The organism is Psychrobacter maritimus (assembly GCF_904846345.1).
Lineage (GTDB): Bacteria > Pseudomonadota > Gammaproteobacteria > Pseudomonadales > Moraxellaceae > Psychrobacter > Psychrobacter maritimus.
On the sequence record NZ_CAJHAJ010000005.1, the window covers coordinates 208,164 to 232,063 of the forward strand.

Genomic DNA, 23,900 nt, shown 5'->3' on the forward strand with positions numbered 1-23,900 from the left:
TAACCAAATTGTTAATGATAAGGTTTTTAGCCCCGCATTTTTCTTTCAGTTAGCCTATCAATTGGCTATTTTTACTGAAATGTCTTCCTATGGTAGAAAATTGGCGTATATTCCGCCAAACATACATTGCCGTATAGAGTAACATGCCTACCCTATGGGCCATAGTTTGTTTGTTCAATACTAGGTATTTACGTAATGAATATCTATTATCATTTTTCGCAACTTTGTATCTGTAATACTAAACAATATTACCATATTCAATTATATAGGGAGACGCGCGATATAGCATGTCTTCTTACATACAAGCAACGTATTGTTAATACAGCCTTACTTACCCTCACGGATTTGCCACTGGCCCTCAACAATACCGCTCACGATATCAATATGGTCGTGTTAATAAGAAAAACAATGGCTTATCACTTAAAAAATAGCTAAATGCTAATATTTTTTAATAAAAAACACCACCTAATGATAGGTGGTGTTTTTGATGGCGCTATTATAAAGCTAATTGACCATAAAAGGTAGACTAACCTGCATGATCAAGCAGTAAATTACGTAGATGACCAATGGCTTTGGTTGGATTCAAACCTTTTGGACAGACTGAAACACAGTTCATAATACCGCGGCAACGGAACAAGCTGAACGGATCGTCTAAACGTGCTAAACGCGCACGCGTATCAGTATCACGGCTGTCAGAAACGAAACGGTTGGCATTCAATAGCGCTGCTGGACCCAAGAACTTATCAGGGTTCCACCAGAACGATGGGCAGCTGGTTGAACAGCAGGCACATAAGATACACTCATACAAACCGTTCAATTTTTCGCGTTGCTCAGGTGACTGCAAACGCTCTGTTGCTGGCGCTGGCTGGTCATTGATTAAGAACGGATGAACTTTTTCGTACTGCTCGTAAAATTGGTTCATGTCGACGACCAAATCACGAACAACCGGTAAACCTGGTAACGGACGAACCGTTACTTTTTCAGGCAAGGTATTCATGTTGATTAGACATGCAAGACCATTTTTACCATTGATGTTCATGCCGTCAGAACCGCAAATACCTTCACGGCATGAGCGACGGAAGGTGAGCGTCTCATCTTCCTTTTTTAGGCGTAATAACACGTCAAGCAACATACGATCTGAGTCTAACAACTCAACCGTATAAGTTTGCATGCGCGGCGCTGCGTCCACATCAGGATCGTAGCGATAGATTTCGATGGTGCGAGTACCTCGGCTCATAATGCTAAACTCCACACGTAGATGATGGCGGGCTGACAAACATTACAATCTAAAGACTGCAAACTATCAGCGCTGGTATGTCTAAATCTCAGCGCTGATAGCGGTCTGTCGCTAGCGGTCACCTTTTTAATAAATTAATAAGGGATAAAACGTTTTTTACAGTGCGTAAAAATCATGCGCACCCAGTCTAGAATTAATAGACGCGGACTTTTGGCTCGATATAATCGACCGTCAATGGCACTTTACGAACCGGCTTATAGATAATCTTATTGCCTTCAGAATACCATAAGGTATGCTTCATCCATTCTCTATCGTTACGGCCGTTTGGTGCGTATTCATCATCTTCTGGGCGATCATAGTCAGACACACTGTGTGCGCCGCGACTTTCGTGACGCTTAGCCGCTGATATCATCGTTGCTTTTGCCACTTCATACAAGTTAGCAACTTCGAACGCTTCAATACGCGCAGTGTTAAAGACTTGTGATTTATCCGCCAAATGGATTTGGTCGATTTTTTCACCTAGCGCTAGGATTTTCTCAACGCCTTCGTCCATCATCGCTTGCGTACGGAATACGCTGGCATGCGTTTGCATGGTTGCACGAATCTCGTCAGCGACGTCTTGCGCATTATAGCCCGAGGTTGATTGTTGCAGTTTGTCTAAACGACGCACGGTAAAATCAAGGACGCGAGGATCTAATGGCTTATAGTTATGATCTGCATGATGGAATTCATCAACGATATGCTTACCAGCAGCGCGACCAAAGACTAATAAATCAAGTAGTGAGTTGGTACCTAAACGGTTAGCACCATGAACACTCACACAAGCACACTCACCGATAGCATAAAGACCTTTAACAACGTTGCCTTTAGCATATAAACCGTCTTCATCCGTACCCGCTTCTAGATCCGGAACAATTACTTGACCATGAATCGTGGTTGGAATACCACCCATCATATAGTGAATGGTTGGGATAACTGGAATTGGCTCTTTAGTGATGTCAACGTTGGCGAAGTTCTTACCAATCTCAAATACTGATGGCAGACGCTTCATGATGGTTTCAACGCCTAAATGCGTCATATCCATTACGATATGGTCAGCATTTGGACCACAACCACGGCCTTCTTTGATTTCTTGGTCCATAGAGCGTGATACTAAATCACGTGGTGCCAAGTCTTTTACGGTTGGGGCATAACGCTCCATAAAGGCTTCGCCATCTTTATTACGTAAGATAGCGCCTTCACCGCGGCAACCTTCGGTCAATAGTACGCCGGCACCATGAACGCCGGTTGGGTGGAACTGCCAGAATTCCATATCTTGTAATGGAATGCCTGCGCGAACCGCCATGCCAATACCGTCACCAGTATTGATATAAGCGTTGGTTGATGCGGCAAAGATACGACCTGCGCCGCCCGTCGCTAATACAGTGATTGGCGACTGGAATACCGCAACAGTACCCGTTTCTTGCTCAATAGCGATGACGCCATTGATGTTACCGGCGTCGTCTTTGATCAAATCAAGGGCAATCCACTCGATAAAGAACTCAGTACCTTGCTGTAGGTTTTTTTGATATAGCGTATGTAGTAGCGCGTGACCGGTACGGTCAGCAGCAGCACAAGCACGCTGTACGGCTTTTTCGCCATAGTTTGAAGTATGACCACCGAATGGGCGCTGATAAATCGTGCCGTCTTCGTTACGGTCAAACGGCATACCCATGTGCTCAAGCTCATACACCACTTTTGGCGCTTCACGGCACATGTATTCAATGGCGTCTTGGTCACCTAACCAATCTGACCCTTTAACGGTGTCATAAAAGTGAAAGTGCCAGTTATCATTGCTCATATTACCCAAACTTGCACCGATACCGCCTTGAGCAGCAACGGTGTGCGAACGGGTTGGGAATACTTTGGTCAAGACTGCAACCTTCATGCCCGCTTCTGCTAAATGCAATGAAGCACGCATACCTGAGCCGCCGCCACCAACGATGACCGCGTCGTAGTTCAGGGTTTTAATATTACTAATGGTATTATCTTGTCTAGTTGCCATTACGGTTTTCCTAATGCCTGTTAATGCTTAGAAGTAAATAAAAAGGGTGGTTTGCATCTTATTGTGCGCTAACGCTAGCAAGCTTTTGCTGCAACGCTACTGACAATAATCAAAATACAATACAAACAGCCTTCAACCACTTAATTTGCATATCTATCGTTATATTGGGCTTACTCACTTGTTCACAGCTTTTATCTATTAAATAAGCGTCATTTACCGTATCAGTAATCGTGAATTTAGTGTGCGCCCAACGCTATGATTAGCTATGACTATTTTGGCTACTAACGGATGTCTATCACCTAAGCACTTTAAAGTACGTTATTTAAAATAAACGCTTTCAAATAAGCGAATCATCGCCAATGCTGTCAGCTTTATCCGTTGTTATGGTTAGATATTCAATTTATAAAAATCAGATAAATCAATATCTAAACCTATGATTAATGGTTAAACCGCAACAACACCGAAGCCGTTACCCCAAAAAATCATAATGCCCCAAAATAGGAAAACTAAAATAGCGATAATCATTAATGACTGTAGCACTAAACGTAGACCTGCTGCGCTTGAGCCCAGTTTGCCAGTGGTAATATAGTCAGTAAATACCGTCCACATACCAACCCAAGCATGACCAGCCAACGCCAAAACGGCCAATAAGCTGAACAGACGCATCGGTAAACTGGTCATAAATTCTGACCATTCAACGAAGCTTACATTGCCATGAGTTAAGAAGAAGCCCAGTAATACCACACTGTATACGGCTAAAACCACACCACTGATACGCTGGATAATCCAATCACGTGAACCTGAGCCGGTTAGACCAGTAGCGCTTTTGATTCCTGAATCATTTTTCATTAGAACATCACCCATACAAATGACGCGACAATTAAGATTGCTGCAATTACAAAGCTAATCATAGAAGCGGCACGGCCAGATTTTAGCTCCTCATTCATGCCCATATCAGCAAATAAATGCTTGATACCCATCACAAAGTGATAAGCGATGGCGGCGACAAAAATCCACGCCAAAAAGCGAACAAGGACATTGTCAAATATGGCTTCAAAACTCTCAGGCGACGCCAAAGAATTCTGTAATATCCATAACATGACAGGAATAAGTAGAAATAAAATAATGCCAGAGATACGATGCAAGATTGAAGCTATCGCAATCGGTGAGCGATTAACGCTAATCACTTGGCTTAAGGGCAGATCAATAGGTCGGTTGCTTTTCACAGCGGGCATCCTTTTTGCGGTTATACTCCTGTATCTGCTATCAACGCTTGGTACAAATACACTTCTATAAGCGGCGAGCAACACATGAGATGAATAAGGTAAGGAAGGGCTAGCTGACGTTATTTCATTTGCGCTAAATTTGATAGATAGATTTTATATAGGAAACACGCTCTCTATATATCGTTTCTATGAGACCTTTTTCTATAAGGCTTCTATAGATTTCTATAAGGACTCTATAGACGGCTCAACCTCGCTTGTGGAACAGACAATCCCTACCAATAACAAGCTATCTGCGTGTTTTATAATAGTAAGCACGCAGCATGGGATAAATCGATTAACTAGTCTATTTTTACTGCTTGCCATCAACAAAAAAAGATAACGCCAGGGTGTCATCTCTATATTATCATTTTTTATTAAGGTAAACTTCACTGTTGGATATCTAAAAATAGAACAGTTAACAAGAATATTTAAGCGATAAGCTGGGTTCTGGTCTATAAAGCGAACGTCCAATCATAAAAAAGCAGCAGTAAAGCTAGGCTTTATCAGCGACTTAATTACGTTGACCTATCAATTTGCGCAAAGCTAGTGCCAGTTAAATCCCTCTAATTATAAAATGACTGGCCGCTAATTACAAATTTATCCCCTAAATAGTGGTTATTAGAGATTAAATAACAAAAAGCTGGCTATTAGTAAGATGAATTCATTAGTATTACTGAATCAAAATAATTCGTCGCATTAAGCCAATTTGTCGGTTACGCATACTCTGTCTGTTTTATAGTATAGCGCCTTACAGATTAAAATGGCTTATCTTAGCAAAAACACTGTAATATTATAATGTTAATGATAATCATTATTTTCATATTAGCATGATGCTTTACAGCCAAATTACTAAGCAGACATATTTTGATACAAAGTTTACAGTCGCTAATGACGACTACAGCACCCCTATTACAGACATTACTGCTAAAAGTCTTTTCAAAACTTAGCTAATAACTGCTAATATAGCCTGCATCTTAAATGGGTTAAATTTATTTGACCATTTGGCTGTTTTACCGTTTGATTAGTGATGACGCGAGGGTGTGCGTCGATATATTTTTATTCTAACAAGTTAAAAAATGGAGAGCAATTTATGGCTGACAACAATGCCAAACTAACCGTAAATGGTGAAGAATACGAACTTCCTATTATTGAAGGTACTTTAGGGCCGTCAGTTATCGAAGTTGCTGCTTTTCAACAAGCGGGCTACTGGACCTACGATCCAGGTTTTATGGCAACTGCGCCTGTTGAGTCAAAAATCACCTTCATTGATGGCGGTAAAGGCGAGCTGTTGCATCGCGGCTATCCTATCGATGAACTTGCAAATAATGCTGAATACTTAGAAGTGGCGTATGCGCTGATTCATGGTGATTTACCAAACGCTGAGCAAAAAGCGGATTTCTATGAAAAAATCCGTAAGCATACTGGCGTTCATGACCAATTACGCAAATTCTTTGAAGGCTTCCGCCGTGATGCCCATCCTATGGCTATTATGGTTGGTGTCGTTGGTGCTTTATCAGCTTTCTATCATGAAAATCTAGATGTGAGCAATGAAGAGCATCGTGAAATCACCGCTATTCGCCTAATCGCTAAAATGCCAACGCTTGCGGCCATGAGTTATAAATACTCACAGGGCGAACCGTTCATGTATCCACGTAATGATTTCAATTATGCGGAAAACTTCTTATACATGATGTTTGCAACGCCTGCTGATGTTGACTACAAAACCAATGACGTTATCACCCGTGCAATGGACAAAATCTTTACCTTGCATGCTGATCACGAACAAAATGCTTCAACGTCTACCGTACGTCTAGCGGGTTCTACTGGCGCCAATCCTTACGCTTGTATCGCGGCGGGTATTGCCGCGCTTTGGGGACCATCGCATGGCGGCGCCAATGAAGCCGTACTCACTATGTTAGATGAAATTGGTACAGTTGAAAACGTACCAGCATTCATGGAAAAAGTGAAAAGCCGTGAAGTGAAATTGATGGGCTTTGGTCACCGTGTTTACAAAAACTTTGACCCACGCGCACAAGTGATGAAAGAGACTTGTGACGAAGTACTAGGCGCATTGGGTATCAATGATCCTAAGCTTGAGCTTGCCATGGCACTTGAGAAAATTGCTTTAGAAGACCCGTTCTTCGTTGAGCGTAACTTGTATCCAAACGTTGATTTTTACTCTGGCATTATCCTTAAAGCCATCGGTATCCCAACGTCAATGTTTACTGTTATCTTCTCATTGGCACGTACCTCTGGTTGGATTAGCCATTGGCTTGAGATGCACAGCGCACCGTTCAAAATCGGTCGTCCACGTCAGTTATATACTGGTGAGACAAAACGCGAATTCGTTAAAGTCGAAGACCGCAAGTAGTCAGTCTTTTGTTTTAAAAGTATAAAAGTTAGACAGATAAAAATCCCGCTATCATAGCGGGATTTTTTTGGCCTGCCTTTAATAAGAGGCATTAAGCAAAACAGCTTTAATACTCTAAACTTATAAAGCTTTACTGAAATTCTTTTAGCGTTTGCTCGTATTTGGCAATTTGTTCATCATAGCCTTTAATGGTTTCGTTAAATTTTGCCATCAGCGTTTCAAACTCTTGCTGCTGAGTGATTTTCATCTGCTGCATATCAAGGACTTGCTGAGCTTCTATTTGCTCCCAAACTTGATGCTGAATAATCAAACGCGCCAGCGCTGGGCTTTTTGCACTCAGTCTACCGGCGATTTCTGCATGTTCAAAGACCTGCGGCACCAAAGTCGCAATATTAATCAAGGTATCAACATCTTCCGCACTAAGCGGCGTGGTCACAGGCTGATAAAGGGTTTCCATCGCTTGCTGATAACTGTCTATAATCTGCTCATCCGTCAACATCACTGGTTTACGCGGCTCAAGGCTGATACGCTTAAGCACGGTTAAATCGCGCTCGCCAACCTCGGTACTGGTATTGATATCAGTCTCTGCAGTAGCATCGGTATCAGCGTTACTACTAGCACCAGAATCACCATTACTATTAGCCGTAGCGACTGCTGCTGAATCCGTGGTGGCTGGTTTGGCTATTTGCTCAGCATCTGTATTATTTGCAACTGGATTAGCGGTATTAGACGGCTTAACATTGTCTACTGACACAGCAGTTGTACTATCAGCTAACAAATCATTGCCACTGTCTGACGCATCTGCCGCTTGTAGCGATTCATACTCTGCTTGCAAACGCTGTTGCAGTCCTTTCGCTTGCGCAAGATACAAAGGCTGGAACTGCTCTATACGGGCAGCAGCCGAATCGCTTTTGCGCATAGGCTGACTGTCTTCAGCGCTGGTTTTCTCTTGGGTTTGACTGCTATCAGGTATTGGCTCTTCTGCTTGCTGCTGACAGCCGCTCACTAACAATACGCCAGTCAATGCTGCCGCAAGCAATGTTGGTGCTTTATAAGGGCGAATCATCGCTTTATTGATAGAGCGACGACGGGTATCAGTGTCAATGTCAGGTTTTACTGGTAAAAGTTTAAACATCCGAATTCATATCCTTATTAAAAGCAGAAAGAGTAAAAGCCAACGTGATAACACTATCCATGAATGATGATATTTCTAGAAGCACTATTAAGTCAATTGAGTGATAAAGTCTTGAGCTTTTTATTACCATGTTTTTTATTATAATTCCTGTTGCTATTGTCTAGCCTTTCTACTTATTTTTTTTATATATTAACTGTCTATAATAAGAGAAAGCTAAAGCCATCATATAAATATTCCAGCATAATAGAAAGATTAAACTTTAAACGAGCGGTGACTGTCATGCTCGCTATCAAGCGTTTGCTCCTTTAAAAATGGTATACAGACTTCAAAATCACGGCAGTCGTGACCACAATGACGACGGACAAAATAGTCTTGCACCATACGTGCCTGTTGTTCGATTCCATAGTTAAAAAAGGACTTACCTGCTTCAAGTACATAATCATAACGGCGATTGATGATAGCGCCGCGTACAACTTTAAGACCTTGCTGCAATTGCCAAACGTGGGTCAATTCATGGATAAGCCAGCTTTGCTTACCCAAGGAACACTGGCTAAAATCCGTGACCCAGTCTGCCGGATGGAAATAAATATTGCCATTAGGACTGACAGCATAATGCTTTAGTACCCACCACGCCGTCTTAAGCTGCACACCATCAAGCTTAAGGCTGTCACCGAACACTGAGCGTGCCAACGCTAGCTCTCCCTCAGTCAGCTGGCGTGACTGTTGCTTTGAGCCTTTAGCAGCTATAGAGTGCTTAAATAAGCGCTTGAAAGTCGACTGCAACCTCATTACTGTCTTACCTTATATTCAAAAACTAAGCATTTATAGATGCTATTTTATAAGTACTATTTTTTATAGAACTGTTAAACCTTTAATAAGGGTAAAAACTTAAAAAATAAAGCCGTTAAGACATAAGCTGTACACTTAGCTGACTTTTATTAACGTAAATCTGCGTTAGCCTAGCTAGAAGGACATGAGTCATTGTTTTTAGCGTTAAGCTTAAAATGAAGACACACCCTAATAAGAATTAAAAATATTTAATTGATAATAGAGACCTTTATGCCACCTAATTTTCATGCTGATACGCCCCTTGCTCAGCGTATGCGCCCTGCAACCCTTGATGCCATTATCGGTCAAGAGCACTTATTAGCAGCGGGTGCACCGTTACGGCGCTTGGTCGAACAAGGACATTTGCCGTCGATTATTTTGCATGGCGAAGCGGGCATCGGTAAAACTACTATTGCGATGCTGTTAGCTGATGCCGTTGGCCGACCTTTTCATGCGTTATCAGCATTAAATACTGGCGTTAAGCAATTACGTGAAGTATTAGATACCAAGGATTCACTAAGCTTCGAGTCACCGGTTGTGTTTATCGATGAGATTCACCGTTTTAATAAAGCCCAGCAAGATGCCTTACTTGGCGCAGTAGAGTCAGGTGACATTACTTTGATTGGGGCGACAACCGAAAATCCGTCATTCAGCGTTAATAATGCGCTGCTATCACGCTGCCAAGTTTATCGTCTAGAGCCGCTGACGCCTGAGCAAATCAGTACCGTATTACAGCGCGCACTTTTAGAAGATAATATTCTCAAAAATTTAACCGTCGATCTGCAGGCGCAACAGATGATTAGCCAATTGGCACATGGTGATGCTAGAAAAGCGCTGAACTTATTAGAGCTTGCTATTCAAACGGCGGATGCTAAGCATTCACCGCTTGTCATTGATGATGAATTGGTCGCCCGTGTCGCCCAGACCGCGCTCGTACGCTACGATAAAGATGGCGAGCAGCATTACGATATTATATCTGCCATGATAAAATCCGTACGCGGCTCAGACCCTGATGCGGCGCTATATTGGATGGCGCGGATGTTGGTTGGCGGCGAGCCTGCCGATTTTATCGCGCGGCGCTTGGTCATCTTGGCCAGCGAAGATATCGGTAATGCCAATCCTAATGCCCTACTCCTTGCTGACGCCGCTTTGCGTAGCGTGCAATCCATCGGTATGCCAGAAGCGCGTATTATCTTGGGGCAAGTGGTGGTGTATCTTGCGACCAGCGCCAAAAGTAATAGTACTTATAAAGCCATTAATGCGGCGATGGCACTCGCTGAAAAAGACGCCTCGCCTGTGCCGCTACATTTGCGTAATGGCGTGACCAAATTGATGCGACATCAAGGTTATGGTCAAGGCTACGCTTATCCGCACGATTATCCCAACCACTATTATCCGCAAAGCTATTTACCTGATAATTTAGTCGGGACAAGTTTTTATAAATTTGCTGACAATCAGCGCGAGCAACACAGTAAGCAGTTTATGGACTGGCTAAAGGGTCAAGCGGCCAGTAACGATTAAGGCTATGCGTTTGCATCATTGATAATACTTATGATTATTTTTAACCTATTAACTGACATATTGGCAAGATGACACAGCACGTTGGGGTGAAAAGCGTTAAAATGTCCTCATAATGATATATACAAACCAGTTGATCGGAAACTTTTATAGCACATTGCTTCTACTTATGTGGCTCTTATCAAGACATGCTTTGCTTTACCGCAACAGTGTTTTTGTCAATCTACTGCTACAATAGGCAGATAATGATGTATATCCCTAATTAAACCTATCTATACATAATAAAATATTGAGACTTCCTATGAGTTTAAATACGATTCCTGAAATTATCGAAGATATTCGTGCTGGAAAAATGGTCATCTTAATGGATGACGAAGATCGTGAAAACGAAGGCGATATCATTATGGCAGCGACCCATGTGCGCCCTGATGATATCAACTTTATGATTACTCATGCGCGCGGTTTGGTTTGTTTGACCTTGTCAGAAGCACGCTGTAAACAGTTGGCACTGCCACTGATGTCAGACCGCAATGAGGCAAAATTTAGCACCAACTTTACCGTGTCTATTGAAGCCGCTGAAGGCGTGACGACAGGTATTTCTGCCGCTGACCGTGCGCGTACCATTCAAGCAGCGGTTTCTTCTTCAGCAAAACCAGAAGATATCGTGCAGCCTGGGCATATTTTCCCAATTATGGCTCAAAATGGCGGTGTCCTTCATCGTGCCGGTCATACTGAAGCCGGTTGTGATTTAGCGCGCCTAGCAGGTCTGGAGCCAGCAGCGGTTATCGTTGAAATCATCAATGATGATGGGACGATGGCGCGCCGTGATGACCTTGAGATATTTGCCAAAGAGCATGGTATTAAAATCGGTACGATTGCAGACTTAATTAACTATCGCATTGCCAATGAGCAAACGGTCGAAGAAATTGAATCACATCCGTTTGAAACGGAATACGGTACTTTTACCTTGCATCGTTTCCGCGAGTTTGGCGCTGACGAAACTCATTTAGCCTTGGTAAAAGGCGATGTCAGCGAAGGCGTCAGTACCGTTCGTGTCCATGGTTTCCATCCATTACGCGACTTATTTGCCGCTAAAAATGACACCACTGGCCGTAGCGGTTGGAGCGTACGCTCAGCATTAGAAGAAATACAAGAGTCAGAACGCGGCGTGCTGGTTTGGATTGGCAACCATCAGCCGATTGATTTAGGAGAGGCGCTTGATAAAGCCGCTGAAAATCAATCAATCTCAACCATTGCTCAGCAGCCGTATCGTAGCATTGGAGTTGGCGCACAGATTTTACGCCATTTAGGGGTTCGTGATATGCGCTTACTGTCATCACCGATGAAGTTTTATGCCTTGTCAGGGTTTGAGTTGAACGTCGTTGACTTTGTTCACGCACCTAAGCAAAAATAAAGATTAAAAGCAAAAGCTAGCAGTAGAAATAGAACAAAAAAGGCACGCTAATCATTTAGCGTGCCTTTTTTATGAATTTTTTATTGATAATTACTGTTTTACCGTTATCATTTTAGTAGCATTTATAACCTACTAAATAAGCCGACTTTTTAAAGTTTTTAAAGCTCGGGCGTATGGCCAACGCTTGCTTCTAATGCCACTAAGCGCTCACGCTCCTCATTGGTCCACGGCAATTTATCTTTGCCATCACTGTCTAAACGGACAATGACCGCATCAGCGGTTGCGACAATCACCTTTTGAGCGCAGCTATAATAGCTATACTCGATTACTATGCTGGTATTACCCAAACGCTGACAACGCACGCCTAATAATAAGGTATCGGGATAAGTGACAGGGCGTAGATATTGGCAACTTGATTGCGCTAAGACCGTGACCATGCTGCCATCAAACATGCCAAGCGCCTGCAAATAGCCTATCCGTGCAGACTCCGCATAGCGATAAAACACTACGTTATTTAGATGGTTAAAGGCATCCATCTCACCCCAATGGATCGGCTGATGATGAATAATTGGATAGTGCGCCAACTCGTCAGGACGGGCATTACTTAAACTTTCATTACTTAAAGCTGTATTTTTCTCAAAACTATTCATCACTTGCTTTCTCTTGTTTTTATCTTATAGAGTTTTAAAAACCACCATTAACGTTTAGGCTTATCCAAAATTTGCTTGGTTAATAATGGCGTAGATTTTGGCGCATTAGCAATCAATCGATCTAGCCAGTCTATAACCTCGGTAATGTCATTAGGAGACGATTTGGTTTGTACCTTATCTTTATTAGCGGTCGTACTATTCGCTGTTGGAGAGGTTTTATTATTAGTAGATGTTGTTTGTGGCGTTGACGTTTGTGGTACTAGGGTTTGTAGCTGTTTGCGCGCTTGACGCAGATAGCCGACCAGCTGCTCTTTTTCACGCATATTGCTGGCTTGGGTAGCGAGATTCAAGGTCATAATGACTTCGTGAATCATAAGCTGGCGGCGCGTTAAGCTCATATTATTATCAAGGTTTTGAGTCAAATCGCTGGCATTAGCAGGATGTTCACGCTCGTAGCTGTGCAAAAACTCTTGGATATTTTGAATGGCTATATTTTGTAGCTGCCACGGACTCGGCTGCGAGCTTCTTGCCTGCAGGCGCTCAATATCCTTTGCCAAGCTTTGTTTAATCACCACAGTCAGCGCTGGGGCAATCTCATTACTGCTTTGGGACAGCTGCCAATGCAGACCACGTAATAATTCAATCGCTGCACTCTCGTTATTGTCTGCCAACAATCTATCAGCCGCTTGTATTTGAATACGCAATAAATCGAGCTGGTTTTGGGCTTGGCTACTGGCGGCAGTACGCGGTGCTGGCAAGGTTTGCTGACTCATAGCAAAGATGCGATCATCCATCTCATTGAGGCGACTGACCACTTGCTCATTGCTTTGCAAACGCTCATTGACATTATGCTCAAAACGCTGCTGACTGATATAAAGCCAGAGTAAAGCGGCGATAAGCAATAAAATCATTAACCATTGCAGGCGCACCAAAAACATATTTGCCTGCCGGCGCTGCTGAATAGCAGAAGGTTCCTGAGATAACGATTCAGAATTCATGGACATAAGGCAGCACCGTTAGTGATTGATAATTTTTAAGCAAATATAAAATAAGTAGATTAATAAAAGTCTGTGTTCTTGCTTACTCTGTTTTCTTACTTACATTGGATCCACTATTGGCGAATGGATTGCCGCAAGGATAGTAGCCGGCGCCAAATCTTCCACCCGCCAATAGCTTAACTGCTGACGCGCGACCATATTGGCTAAGCGCTCACCTAATACCACGTAAGCAAAATCATTAAGCTTTAATGGTGAACTGGTTATTTTGTCTTTATCTGATTCTACAACCTTTTCGGCAACTGCCTTAACAATCGCTTCCCAATGCTCAAACGCCGTGCCACTACTGACAATCACGATGGGCTTTGGCTCTGCTGTTGATGTTGCTTGCTGCTTAGACTGCTGCGCAAGAAACTGCATTTGCCATTGCTCATACTGCGTCATAGCATCGGCAGGCATTTTGCGCTCATACCAAGCGATGCTATCGATATGGACGCCGCGCGCCTGTAAGGTATCGACCAATAAGCGCCGCCCACCAAGCCCGCGCCATACCAAGAGCTTATCTCCAGCTTGGAGACTGTCAATTTCAGGCATGGCTAACATACCTTCGTTATTGGCAATTAAAGGCTGCAATACTTGGTAGCTTGATGTAGCCAACTTTGCGTCATTTAACACTGCCGCAGTCGCTTCTCCAACCGCTATCAGATGGCTTGGTGCTTCTAAACCTGTAAACCCTGTCTCTTTTTGCTGACTAGCATTTTCGCTAGATTTTTGAGCTTGGCATTCTTGCTCAAGTGCTTGCCAAACAGCCAGCCCTGAAGCTGCTGCTGTCGGGCTCACGATGACGAGTGCTTGATAGTCACCTGCAAACCATTGGCGCATCAATCCCATATCTTGCTCGGTAGTTGGACGCGCCTCTAAGGTCAACATCGGCATATCAATCACTGACATCCCTGCCGCTTGTAAATGCTCGGTCAGCGGCGCTGCACGCTCAACTGGGCGCGTATTGATGACGATTTGCGGCAGCAATACTGGCTTATCAATAGGTTGATTTGAATCAGTGGACTTCGGTGATGACCAAGACATAAACATACCGTGACAAAAGGCTTAGGAAGAAAGGACGCTTAATCATAGAACCATCTAAATAAAGATAGCGCTATGATTGAGATGACAATAATAGTTCAACATTATTAAATATAGATGCTATTTAGGATTATAAATGGCGGATAAAATATCGCCAGCACCTATTTCTAGTAGCATTTCAGCAACTTCAATACCTAGCTGGTTGGCTTGCGCTTCTTGTTCAGCTTGGCTGCCCGTTAAGGTCAGACGTTTATCAGCTTTGAGCAGCTCGCTACCGTCTTCTTGACCGACGCGACCGCGTAGCCATAAGCTATCACCGGCATCATTATTACCGTTTTGGCCATTGTGTTGGCTATCGTTTTTTCTACTGTTTTGGCTATCGCTATCATCGTCTGCATCAGCCATTTGTAAGACTGCATAAGCCGCAATCGGTACTTGGCAGCCACCTTGTAAATGACGGTTTAGCGCGCGCTCAGCGATGAGGCGGATACGAGCTTTGTCATCATTTAACGGTGCTAGTAATTTTAGAACCTCGTCATCGCCTTCGCGGCATTCAATCGCTAGAGCACCTTGTCCAACCGCGGGCAAACAAATATCAATATCCAACTCACTGCGAATACGCTCATCAAGTTCAATACGCTGCAAACCACTGGTGGCCAAAATAATGGCGTCATACTCACCCGCATCAAGCTTCCCTAAGCGCGTACCGACGTTGCCGCGCAGGGTTTTAATTTGCAAATCGGGACGATAGGCTTTGATTTGGCATTGGCGACGTAAACTTGCGGTACCGACTACCGCGCCTTGTGGCAACTCATCAATACTATGATAGGTGTTAGAGACAAAGGCATCGGTTGGCGAGGCACGTTTACAATAGACACCCAGCGTCAAGCCTTCTGGCAATTCCATCGGTACGTCTTTTAAAGAATGCACCGCAATATCGGCCTGCTTGTCATACAATGCTTGCTCAAGCTCTTTAACGAACAAACCCTTGCCGCCAATTTTCGCCAGTGGCGTATCTAAAATCTTATCCCCTTTAGTGACAATCTTTAGCAGGTTAATCGTCAGCTCAGGATATAGCGCCAGTAGGCGGTCACGGATATGCTCAGCTTGCCATAATGCCAATGGGCTTTGGCGGGTGGCGATATTTAAGGTAGTCAAAGCAGGTGGCTGCATGGTGCTCATAAAAGGCCTCAATAAGTTCGATACTAGAATGTCAGTGCGCAACAATAATGCAAATTTGGCACCCAAAACGGGCGCTACAAACGATATTTAAAGCAGAATGATGCAAAAAAATACCCCTATTTAAGCATAAATAAGGGTTTGATGATATGGCATGATTATGTCAACAGCATGAAGCCCTTATCACTACATGCTTTGAATCTTTTCACGGAGTGCCGGTAGATGGCGACGACTGACTGCTAGCGTCTCATCAATCCCTTTAAAGTGCAGTTGAAACTGTCCTGCATCTAAGGCTTCTAAAAAATCTAGATATTTGATATTGATAATCGCGTTACGATGCACGCGAAAAAGCCTGTCTTCAAATTCTTGCTCAAGCTCTTTTAGGGTGTCATCAATAAGGACAACGCCTTCTTTATGGCGTACTTTGACGTATTTTTGATCGGCGGTAAAGTAGTAGATATCTTTGAGCTAAATCAGCTCAACCCCGCGATGGGTACGCGCTGCGATATGTTCACGCACTGGACGGGCGGTTGGGTTTTCGAGTTTGCGAATCTCATTTAATTGCGCGGCATTGAGATTGGTGGCTTTATGCAGTGCTTCTAGTAGCTCATCTTTATTGGCTGGCTTTAATAAATAACCGATGGCATTGGCCTTTAACGCCGCAATCGCATAATGGTCGTAAGCCGTTACAAAGATGATGGCGGGTGGATGGTTCAGCTTCGCAAGCTCTTGGGCACACTCAACCCCATCCATCTCAGGCATGCGAATATCGAGCAGTATGATGTCCGGCTGCTGAGATTTTACGGCAATAATGGCCTCGATGCCCGTCTTTGCTTGGGCAACCACCTCATGACCTGATTCTTGGACAATCCTAACCAAACGTTCACGGGCTAATGGCTCATCATCACAAACAACAATCCGCATGCAAACTCCTTTATAAGTGCAGACTTAACAATCTTTAATAGTATTTATCATATATCAGCATTTATTAGGATTTATCATTATTTAAAGCTCACCACTTAGCAAAAAATACCATACGCCTTTTAGCAAAGGCAATGCACCTTACTTCAGTTATAAACCAACCACCCCATTTCTGCAAGCCACCAATAGCGCTTGAGCGTTTCAACGCCATTTTTAGCATTTAAGCACTGCTAATATTTAAACAGTAGTCATATTTAAGCATTGGTAAGCGTTAAGCATTGGTAAGCGTTAAGTACTGCTAATTTTAAAAGCTGCTAATTTTAAAAACTGATAATCATCAACAATATGATAAACAGTGCAATAAATATGCCACGCTACCCGCCTACGATGGCTGGTTTATTATGACTAGCCAAAGAAAGCGCTTTCGAAAGCAAAGATTATAAACTGACATCTTGTAGCGGGTAATGAATAATAGTAATAATTTGTTTACTCGTCACGCGGCTTTGGATATCAGCGCTGTCACCAAAATAAGCTCGCAGACGTTCTGCCTGAATATAAAAATCCATATGCTGGCGTAAGTCATGGTTAATCATCAAGGTTTTTTTAGGCAACTGCACGCTAATGGTAATCTCAACGCGATGCTGCAGCCAACTGACTTTAATATCGATATAAATGGTGTCGGTGGTCATCTCAACCACATTGAGCAGCATTTTTTCAATCACGCTTTGTAAAGTCAAAGCAGTGATGACCATGTCATACATCACATCTTCGTCGGGTAGCCGCCAGTTTACTGCCAGTTTATCCTCCAAGCGGATAGACTCAATGGCCAAATAATGCTCACAAAGGGCAATCTCTTCTTCAAAGCTAATCTCACGCGCACCATTAAAACTGGCACGAAATAACGCTGAAACGTGCTGCAATAAGTAAGCGGCGCGGGTTGGGTTGGTTTCAATCAGCGACATCAAGGTATTGATGGTGTTAAAAAAGAAATGCGGCGCTAAGCGAGCTTTTAATATATCGTTTTGGGCGCTCAATTTTTGCTCAAATGATTGCTTCAGCGCATTCAGCTCACGGTAGCGCCGTAAAAAAATTAGCAAAGTGGCAACGGTGAATCCTGCGGTAATAACGGTATTAAACACCACCGTTGAGACAAAGACGCGAATACTATAATCAAACCAACCAAAATTTATCATAATCAGCAGGACCAACATCATGGTCACTGCTGTGGCGCTCGTTAAGATAAGCAAGACATACATGCCGGCTGTTGATACGCTTAAACGCTTTAATATAGGGCGCAGATAATCAATTAAATAAAAAGAAGGTATCAAGGTTAAGCTGGTTTGGATAAACCTTGCGATAAATTTGATGATAAATTGCGCTTGGTTGGCCACACTATGGCGATCGACTATCGCTACAAACAGCGACCAAAAAAAGATTGCCAGCAGCCACTGCCAAGCCTTCATGATTTCCATGAGCTTGGGCATAAAAAACTCTAAGCGCTCCGCTAGTAAGGCAACCTCATCATTTGCTATACTTGAGTTCTTATTCTCTTGACTTGTCTTGTACCGATATGAACGCCAATTCTTCAAATAGTAATAATCCCGATTCAAATAAAAATGTAGCTGTTTCTGATTCTAGCACAGAAGCTTCTCCAACAAATACTGCCGCAGCGCAAAGCCCTACCAGTAGTCAGGGTCAGCAGATGTGGGGCGGTCGCTTTAGTGAAGCGACGGACAGCTTTGTCGCCGCCTTTACCGCTTCTGTCGGCTTTGATCAACGCTTCGCCCGCCACGATATTCAAGGCTCAATTGCGCATGCCACCATGCTTAAAGAGTGTGGCATCTTAAGCGCTGACGACGTTGCAACCATTATCGATGGTCTACAGCAAGTGTTACGCGAGATTGAAGCGGGCGAGTTTAACTGGTCTATCGCGCTTGAAGACGTACACATGAACGTCGAATCACGCTTGACTGATATTGTCGGCGCGGTAGGTAAGAAGCTGCATACTGGCCGTAGCCGTAACGATCAGGTTGCGACCGATATTCGTCTGTGGTTGCGTGAAGAAACCGACAATATCATTGCGCTATTGGTACGTTTGCAAAGCGGCTTGTTAGATTTGGCGGAGCAGCATACCGATACCATCATGCCAGGTTTTACCCATCTGCAAACCGCGCAGCCCGTCAGCTTCGGTCATCACGTGATGGCATGGTTTGAGATGTTATATCGCGATACTGAACGTCTAGTTGATGCGCGCCGCCGTATCAATCAGATGCCACTTGGTAGCGCCGCCCTTGCTGGTACGACTTTCCCTATCGATCGCACCATCACTGCCAAATTACTAGGTTTCGAAGGTATTTGCCAAAACTCACTCGATGCGGTATCAGACCGTGATTTTGCTATTGAGTTTACCTCAGCGGCATCTATCTTGATGATGCATATGTCACGTATGAGCGAAGAGATTATCCTATGGATGTCAGCGCAATTTAACTTTGTGCAAATACCAGATCGCTTCTGTACTGGCTCATCTATTATGCCGCAAAAGAAAAACCCTGATGTACCAGAACTGGTACGCGGTAAAGCAGCGCGCGTCTTTGGCCAATTGATGACATTATTAAGCCTGATGAAAAGTCAGCCGCTTGCTTATAATAAAGACAACCAAGAAGACAAAGAGCCGCTCTTTGATTGCGTTGACACCTTAACGGGTTCGCTATTAGCATTTGCTGATATGCTACCGAACATCACGCCGAATAAAGAAAATATGCGCGCCGCTACGATGAAAGGCTATGCGACAGCCACCGATTTGGCTGACTACCTTGTACGCCGCGGTGTGGCTTTCCGTGATGCCCATGAAGTGGTCGGCAATGCCGTTGCTTTAGGCATCAAAGAAGGCGTTGATTTAAGTGACTTATCACTGGCGCAGCTACAGCAATTTAGCGATGCGATTGGCGATGATGTTTTTGAGTATCTAACGCTAGAAGGTTCATTGGCCGCCCGTGACCACTTAGGTGGTACTGCGCCAAATCAAGTGAAGCAAGCTGTCGTTAATGGTCGGGCGCGCTTAAAAGTATTTGCGTAAAGCTAGCAGCGCCATACAAGGTTTAATTACAGTACTAATCCCTGCATAAAAATACCCGCATCATCGCGGGTATTTTTATGCAGATAGTTTTATAAATATGGTTTTATAAATATCGTTATGAACATCAGTAACTATATGGGCTGTTACCTTCTCTACACCTGATATCCTTGGCTAAATCTTCGAAGACCGTTATCATAGGTCAATACCAATATTGCACTTAATAATTTAATACCATTAACTAATAAGGATTGCTTTATGACTGAGACTTTTAATCCGCAAGCCAATACCGTCTTTTGCCGCAAATATAAGCAAGAATTACCAAAAATGCCGCATCCACCTTTTCCTAATAAAAAAGGTCAAGAGCTGCAAGAAACCGTCTCGGATAAAGCATGGAAAGAGTGGCTTGAGCAGCAAACCATGCTGATTAACGAAAACCATCTCAGCATGCTAGACCCTGCAGCCAAAAAGTTCTTAACCGAGCAACGTGAGAAGTTCTTAGATAACGAAGACTACGAGCGTGCGCAGGGCTGGACACCAGAAAAATAATGCGCATGATGGTTGTTATTAATCAAAAAAAACTGTCATTAATCAAAAAGATTGTCATTGATTAAAAGACAGTTATTAAATTAAAAATATCAAAACTGCCTCTCAACTAACAAACGGCAAATGACTAGGCAGCACCCTTATAGTTTGTTAGTATGAGACTGATTTACAACACTGACAGACTCGGGGTGCGGTGTATGACAAGCTTACTTTATAAGCTTTTTAATACATTCGCTGAGAGATCACCCGCCGAACCTGATGCGGTTAGTACCGACGCAGGGAAGTCTTAAGCCTATGTTATATATGAACAAAGGGCGCGCAGAAATGCCTTTTTATTATTGCCGATATCTTATGTCTGAGAGCGTTTTTACGCTGCTGTATGGCAATCAATAAAAAGCTGCGCCTACCAATCATTTAAAAACGGCATTAGATTGAGTTTCAATGAAAGTTGAATTTAATCATAGTGCACGCGTTTGATGATTGAATTTGTCTGTCTTGCATAGTCTTGCCCCGCAGCTACTGGCGGTGTTGCTTTTATTCAAAAACCAACACGCTAGGACAGCATATGACTACTTCAGATTTACAAACAGCCCAAACCCCTTCGACCCCTGTTACTAAAACTGTCGATAAAAAAGCCGACGCTCTAAAAACGCCTGCCCATCGCAACCAAAAAGATGCGCGTTTCGAAGAAGACGCTCGCGACTTACACCGTGTATTACCCGCTTCTAGAAAAGTCTATATCGAAGGTTCAAGACCCGATATCCAAGTGCCGATGCGTGAGATTAGCTTAGCAGATACCCCTGTTGGCGGCGCTGGCGCTAATGAAGGCGAGCACAATCCTCCATTTTATGTCTATGATACCTCAGGCGTTTATACCGATCCCAATGTCGATATCGACTTGACCAAAGGTTTGCCTAAATTGCGCGAAGGTTGGATAGCTGAGCGCGGTGATACCGAACAGTTAGATGGTTTATCAAGCTCATACGGACAAGCGCGCGCCCGCGATATCAGTACCGCTAACTTAAGATTTGCTCATATTGATAAACCGCGCCGTGCTAAAGATATCAATGGCAAAGCTGGTAACGTCACGCAAATGTACTATGCGCGCCGCGGCATCATCACTCCTGAGATGGAATATATCGCCATTCGCGAAACGCAAAAGCAGCATGAACTGACCGATATGCGCCAACATGAAGGCGAAAGCTTCGGTGCCAATACGCCTAAAATCATTACCCCTGAATTTGTCCGTGATGAAGTGGCTGCTGGTCGCGCAATTATCCCAAATAACATCAATCACCCTGAATCCGAGCCGATGATTATCGGGCGTAATTTCTTAGTCAAAATTAATGCCAATATCGGTAACTCAGCGCTGGGTTCTTCTATCGATGAAGAAGTGTCAAAAATGACGTGGGCAACGCGTTGGGGCGCAGATACCATCATGGATTTATCGACGGGTAATCATATTCACGAGACCCGTGAATGGTTAATTCGTAACTCGCCAGTACCAATCGGTACCGTACCGATTTATCAAGCACTAGAAAAAGTCGATGGCGTTGCAGAAGACCTGACATGGGAGATATTCCGCGACACGCTTATCGAACAAGCGGAACAAGGTGTTGATTACTTCACTATTCACGCCGGCGTACTGCTACGCTACGTACCGCTAACGGCTGGACGCTTAACAGGTATCGTTTCGCGTGGCGGCTCTATCATGGCGCAGTGGTGCCTTGCCCACCATAAAGAAAGCTTTTTATACACCCACTTTGAAGATATCTGCGAAATCATGAAGCAGTATGATGTGGCGTTTAGCTTAGGTGATGGTCTGCGCCCGGGCTGTTTACAAGATGCCAATGACGAAGCGCAATTTGGCGAGCTGCGTACCCTTGGCGAGCTAACCAAAGTCGCTTGGAAGCACGATGTGCAGGTGATGATTGAAGGTCCTGGACATGTGGCGATGAACCGTATTAAAGAAAATATGGACTTGCAGCTTGAGCTATGTGCCGATGCCCCTTTTTATACCTTAGGGCCTTTGACGACGGATATCGCTCCCGGTTATGACCATATCACCAGCGCCATTGGCGCGGCGATGATTGGTTGGTTTGGTACGGCAATGCTTTGCTATGTCACCCCAAAAGAGCATTTAGGTCTGCCAAATAAAAAGGACGTCAAAGACGGCATTATCACTTATAAAATTGCTGCTCATGCTGCTGACCTTGCTAAAGGTCATCCGGGCGCACAGGCGCGTGATAATGCCTTGTCCAAAGCCCGTTTTGAGTTCCGCTGGGATGATCAGTTTAATCTGGCCCTTGATCCTGATACGGCGCGTGAATATCATGACGAAACCTTGCCAAAAGACGCCCATAAATCGGCGCACTTTTGCTCGATGTGTGGACCAAAGTTTTGCTCAATGAAAATCACCCAAAACGTGCGTGAATATGCAGCAGGATTAGATAAAGATGCTGCTAATAAACAAGTCACCCCGCAAACGGGCGATTTAACTAATGCAGGTCATGTCATCAAAGAAGTGGATACTGAGCTGGTTGGACAAGTAGGCGAAGCCAGCCTCGATGAGATTCATAAAGGCATGGCAGAAATGAGCGAAAAATATCATAAAGAAGGTCGTCAGCTATATAAAGAAGTGTAACCACTTAGCATTAACCTTTAGCTTATAAAAAAAGCGCTACTCATTGGTAGCGCTTTTTTATTTTAAACATACCCTGTTTTGTAGAAGATTAAGCTAAATCTTTGACGCCTCGTAAATCTCTTCAATAGAAGCATTGATAGTATTAGCAAACTCTTCGTCACTTTGTTGCTTGCTTAAACCTTCGGTAAAGGCACGCGAGAAACTGGCAATCATACCAGGGTTTTGTTTCAATTTTTCGCAGGCATCATGACGACTATAACCGCCAGACAATGCCACCACTTTTAGCACTTTTGGATGGTCAATCAGCTCTTGATAAAAGCCCTCTTCTTCTGGCAAGGTCAGTTTCAGCATCACTTGATGACCATCGTTTAAGCGTTCAAGATTATGCAAAATACTGGTTTTAAGGATGATTTCGCAGTCATGCTTTTTGCTACTGTTGATATCTACTTCGGGTTCAACGATAGGCATCAAACCTTTGGAGATAATCTGCTTTGCCACATCAAACTGCTGCTGCACGACTAGCTCAATCCCATCGACACTTGGCTCATAAATGACTGAACGCATCTTAGTGCCAAATACCGGATAGTTTTTTGCTTTATCTAATAACGAGTTCAGATTGGGCATCGGGCGCATCACTTGCACGCCATCCATTTGCTCAGCCAAACCCTTATCTACCTTCAAAAAAGGTACGATATTTTTATCTTCCCATAGATAATTAGCCGTCGGCTTGCCATTAACCTCGCGCTCCATGGTATCTTCAAATAAAATCGCGCCAAGGACACGCTCATTATCAAAAGCATCACAAGTCATGATACGGGCGCGCATCTCATGTACCAAGTCAAACATGGCTTCATCGTTGTCATAAGCATCGCCGCTAACGCCGTAATTTTCTAGCGCTTTTGGCGTACTGCCACCGCTTTGATCAAGGGCGGCGATAAAACCTGAACCATTTTTGATACGCTGTAGTTGTTTTTCGTATTCCATTGAGTAGATATCC

The 23,900-nt window shown here is 43.7% G+C and carries 18 protein-coding genes, 1 pseudogene and 1 riboswitch; of the genes and pseudogenes, 6 read left to right on the forward strand and 13 right to left on the reverse strand.

What is annotated here, in order from left to right; translation table 11 throughout:
* Positions 1-526 precede the first annotated feature (526 nt).
* The 4 genes from JMX50_RS08890 to sdhC form a co-directional block, all read right to left on the reverse strand.
* Complete coding sequence (locus JMX50_RS08890; protein WP_183619461.1) at positions 527-1,237, reverse strand: succinate dehydrogenase iron-sulfur subunit; 711 nt, start codon at positions 1,235-1,237, stop codon at positions 527-529.
* Between the two features lie 193 nt (positions 1,238-1,430).
* Positions 1,431-3,281, reverse strand: a complete 1,851-nt coding sequence (gene sdhA, locus JMX50_RS08895; RefSeq protein WP_201564341.1) for a succinate dehydrogenase flavoprotein subunit — start codon at positions 3,279-3,281, stop codon at positions 1,431-1,433.
* A 444-nt stretch (positions 3,282-3,725) separates the two neighbouring features.
* Positions 3,726-4,112, reverse strand: coding sequence for a succinate dehydrogenase, hydrophobic membrane anchor protein (sdhD, locus tag JMX50_RS08900; RefSeq protein WP_227670405.1), 387 nt, complete (start codon positions 4,110-4,112; stop codon positions 3,726-3,728).
* Between the two features lie 17 nt (positions 4,113-4,129).
* A complete protein-coding gene (sdhC, locus tag JMX50_RS08905) occupies positions 4,130-4,516 on the reverse strand; it encodes a succinate dehydrogenase, cytochrome b556 subunit (RefSeq protein ID WP_191691306.1) in 387 nt (128 codons plus the stop codon).
* 1,120 nt (positions 4,517-5,636) lie between these two features.
* Here sdhC and gltA point away from each other — a divergent pair.
* Complete coding sequence (gltA, locus tag JMX50_RS08910; protein WP_201629267.1) at positions 5,637-6,917, forward strand: citrate synthase; 1,281 nt, start codon at positions 5,637-5,639, stop codon at positions 6,915-6,917.
* Positions 6,918-7,047: 130 nt separating this feature from the next.
* On the opposite strand, the gene JMX50_RS08915 is transcribed toward gltA, so the two are convergent.
* Together JMX50_RS08915 and JMX50_RS08920 are read right to left on the reverse strand one after the other, a co-directional pair.
* Positions 7,048-8,052 (reverse strand): MSCRAMM family adhesin SdrC, encoded by a 1,005-nt coding sequence (locus JMX50_RS08915; protein ID WP_227670994.1) that lies wholly within the window; start codon positions 8,050-8,052, stop codon positions 7,048-7,050.
* A 252-nt stretch (positions 8,053-8,304) separates the two neighbouring features.
* Positions 8,305-8,841 (reverse strand): type IV secretion protein Rhs, encoded by a 537-nt coding sequence (locus JMX50_RS08920; protein ID WP_201629268.1) that lies wholly within the window; start codon positions 8,839-8,841, stop codon positions 8,305-8,307.
* A gap of 270 nt (positions 8,842-9,111) precedes the next feature.
* On the opposite strand from JMX50_RS08920, the gene JMX50_RS08925 reads away from it, so the two are divergent.
* Complete coding sequence (locus JMX50_RS08925) at positions 9,112-10,401, forward strand: replication-associated recombination protein A (RefSeq protein WP_201629269.1); 1,290 nt, start codon at positions 9,112-9,114, stop codon at positions 10,399-10,401.
* Between the two features lie 298 nt (positions 10,402-10,699).
* On the forward strand, positions 10,700-11,812 hold the full coding sequence (gene ribBA / locus JMX50_RS08930) for a bifunctional 3,4-dihydroxy-2-butanone-4-phosphate synthase/GTP cyclohydrolase II (RefSeq protein WP_201623874.1): 1,113 nt from the start codon (positions 10,700-10,702) through the stop codon (positions 11,810-11,812).
* A 158-nt stretch (positions 11,813-11,970) separates the two neighbouring features.
* Here ribBA and JMX50_RS08935 read toward each other — a convergent pair whose 3' ends face one another.
* From JMX50_RS08935 to JMX50_RS08960, 6 genes and pseudogenes are all read right to left on the reverse strand, one after another.
* Positions 11,971-12,462 (reverse strand): acyl-CoA thioesterase, encoded by a 492-nt coding sequence (locus JMX50_RS08935; protein WP_201564331.1) that lies wholly within the window; start codon positions 12,460-12,462, stop codon positions 11,971-11,973.
* A gap of 47 nt (positions 12,463-12,509) precedes the next feature.
* Positions 12,510-13,466, reverse strand: coding sequence for a hypothetical protein (locus JMX50_RS08940; protein WP_201629270.1), 957 nt, complete (start codon positions 13,464-13,466; stop codon positions 12,510-12,512).
* Positions 13,467-13,559: 93 nt separating this feature from the next.
* Complete coding sequence (locus tag JMX50_RS08945; protein ID WP_201629271.1) at positions 13,560-14,543, reverse strand: uroporphyrinogen-III synthase; 984 nt, start codon at positions 14,541-14,543, stop codon at positions 13,560-13,562.
* A gap of 117 nt (positions 14,544-14,660) precedes the next feature.
* A complete protein-coding gene (hemC, locus tag JMX50_RS08950; protein WP_201629272.1) occupies positions 14,661-15,722 on the reverse strand; it encodes a hydroxymethylbilane synthase in 1,062 nt (353 codons plus the stop codon).
* 183 nt (positions 15,723-15,905) lie between these two features.
* Positions 15,906-16,643: pseudogene (locus tag JMX50_RS08955) on the reverse strand (LytR/AlgR family response regulator transcription factor).
* 434 nt (positions 16,644-17,077) lie between these two features.
* Positions 17,078-18,124 (reverse strand): sensor histidine kinase, encoded by a 1,047-nt coding sequence (locus JMX50_RS08960; protein WP_227670996.1) that lies wholly within the window; start codon positions 18,122-18,124, stop codon positions 17,078-17,080.
* A gap of 218 nt (positions 18,125-18,342) precedes the next feature.
* Here JMX50_RS08960 and argH point away from each other — a divergent pair, with 218 nt between their 5' ends.
* The 3 genes from argH to thiC all read left to right on the forward strand — a co-directional run bounded on the left by argH (position 18,343) and on the right by thiC (position 22,903).
* On the forward strand, positions 18,343-19,716 hold the full coding sequence (gene argH, locus JMX50_RS08965; protein ID WP_201564387.1) for an argininosuccinate lyase: 1,374 nt from the start codon (positions 18,343-18,345) through the stop codon (positions 19,714-19,716).
* Positions 19,717-19,971: 255 nt separating this feature from the next.
* Positions 19,972-20,262 (forward strand): oxidative damage protection protein, encoded by a 291-nt coding sequence (locus JMX50_RS08970; protein ID WP_201564319.1) that lies wholly within the window; start codon positions 19,972-19,974, stop codon positions 20,260-20,262.
* Positions 20,263-20,433: 171 nt separating this feature from the next.
* Positions 20,434-20,558, forward strand: a riboswitch (TPP riboswitch).
* A 266-nt stretch (positions 20,559-20,824) separates the two neighbouring features.
* The gene (gene thiC / locus JMX50_RS08975; RefSeq protein WP_201629274.1) at positions 20,825-22,903 is read left to right on the forward strand and encodes a phosphomethylpyrimidine synthase ThiC; all 2,079 of its coding nucleotides are present in this window, start codon (positions 20,825-20,827) and stop codon (positions 22,901-22,903) included.
* Between the two features lie 93 nt (positions 22,904-22,996).
* Here thiC and JMX50_RS08980 read toward each other — a convergent pair whose 3' ends face one another.
* Positions 22,997-23,887 (reverse strand): fructose bisphosphate aldolase, encoded by an 891-nt coding sequence (locus JMX50_RS08980; RefSeq protein ID WP_201629275.1) that lies wholly within the window; start codon positions 23,885-23,887, stop codon positions 22,997-22,999.
* Positions 23,888-23,900 lie beyond the last annotated feature (13 nt).

Coding starts and splice junctions, on each gene's coding strand:
- JMX50_RS08890 (WP_183619461.1), bottom strand. CDS start 1,237: ATGAGCCGAGGTACTCGCACCATCGAAATCTATCGCTACGATCCTGAT.
- JMX50_RS08940 (WP_201629270.1), bottom strand. CDS start 13,466: ATGTCCATGAATTCTGAATCGTTATCTCAGGAACCTTCTGCTATTCAG.
- sdhA (WP_201564341.1), bottom strand. CDS start 3,281: ATGGCAACTAGACAAGATAATACCATTAGTAATATTAAAACCCTGAAC.
- JMX50_RS08960 (WP_227670996.1), bottom strand. CDS start 18,124: ATGCCCAAGCTCATGGAAATCATGAAGGCTTGGCAGTGGCTGCTGGCA.
- JMX50_RS08925 (WP_201629269.1), top strand. CDS start 9,112: ATGCCACCTAATTTTCATGCTGATACGCCCCTTGCTCAGCGTATGCGC.
- ribBA (WP_201623874.1), top strand. CDS start 10,700: ATGAGTTTAAATACGATTCCTGAAATTATCGAAGATATTCGTGCTGGA.
- thiC (WP_201629274.1), top strand. CDS start 20,825: ATGACTACTTCAGATTTACAAACAGCCCAAACCCCTTCGACCCCTGTT.
- JMX50_RS08970 (WP_201564319.1), top strand. CDS start 19,972: ATGACTGAGACTTTTAATCCGCAAGCCAATACCGTCTTTTGCCGCAAA.
- sdhC (WP_191691306.1), bottom strand. CDS start 4,516: ATGCCCGCTGTGAAAAGCAACCGACCTATTGATCTGCCCTTAAGCCAA.
- JMX50_RS08980 (WP_201629275.1), bottom strand. CDS start 23,887: ATGGAATACGAAAAACAACTACAGCGTATCAAAAATGGTTCAGGTTTT.
- gltA (WP_201629267.1), top strand. CDS start 5,637: ATGGCTGACAACAATGCCAAACTAACCGTAAATGGTGAAGAATACGAA.
- JMX50_RS08945 (WP_201629271.1), bottom strand. CDS start 14,543: ATGTCTTGGTCATCACCGAAGTCCACTGATTCAAATCAACCTATTGAT.
- JMX50_RS08935 (WP_201564331.1), bottom strand. CDS start 12,462: ATGAATAGTTTTGAGAAAAATACAGCTTTAAGTAATGAAAGTTTAAGT.
- hemC (WP_201629272.1), bottom strand. CDS start 15,722: ATGAGCACCATGCAGCCACCTGCTTTGACTACCTTAAATATCGCCACC.
- JMX50_RS08920 (WP_201629268.1), bottom strand. CDS start 8,841: ATGAGGTTGCAGTCGACTTTCAAGCGCTTATTTAAGCACTCTATAGCT.
- JMX50_RS08915 (WP_227670994.1), bottom strand. CDS start 8,052: ATGTTTAAACTTTTACCAGTAAAACCTGACATTGACACTGATACCCGT.
- argH (WP_201564387.1), top strand. CDS start 18,343: ATGTGGGGCGGTCGCTTTAGTGAAGCGACGGACAGCTTTGTCGCCGCC.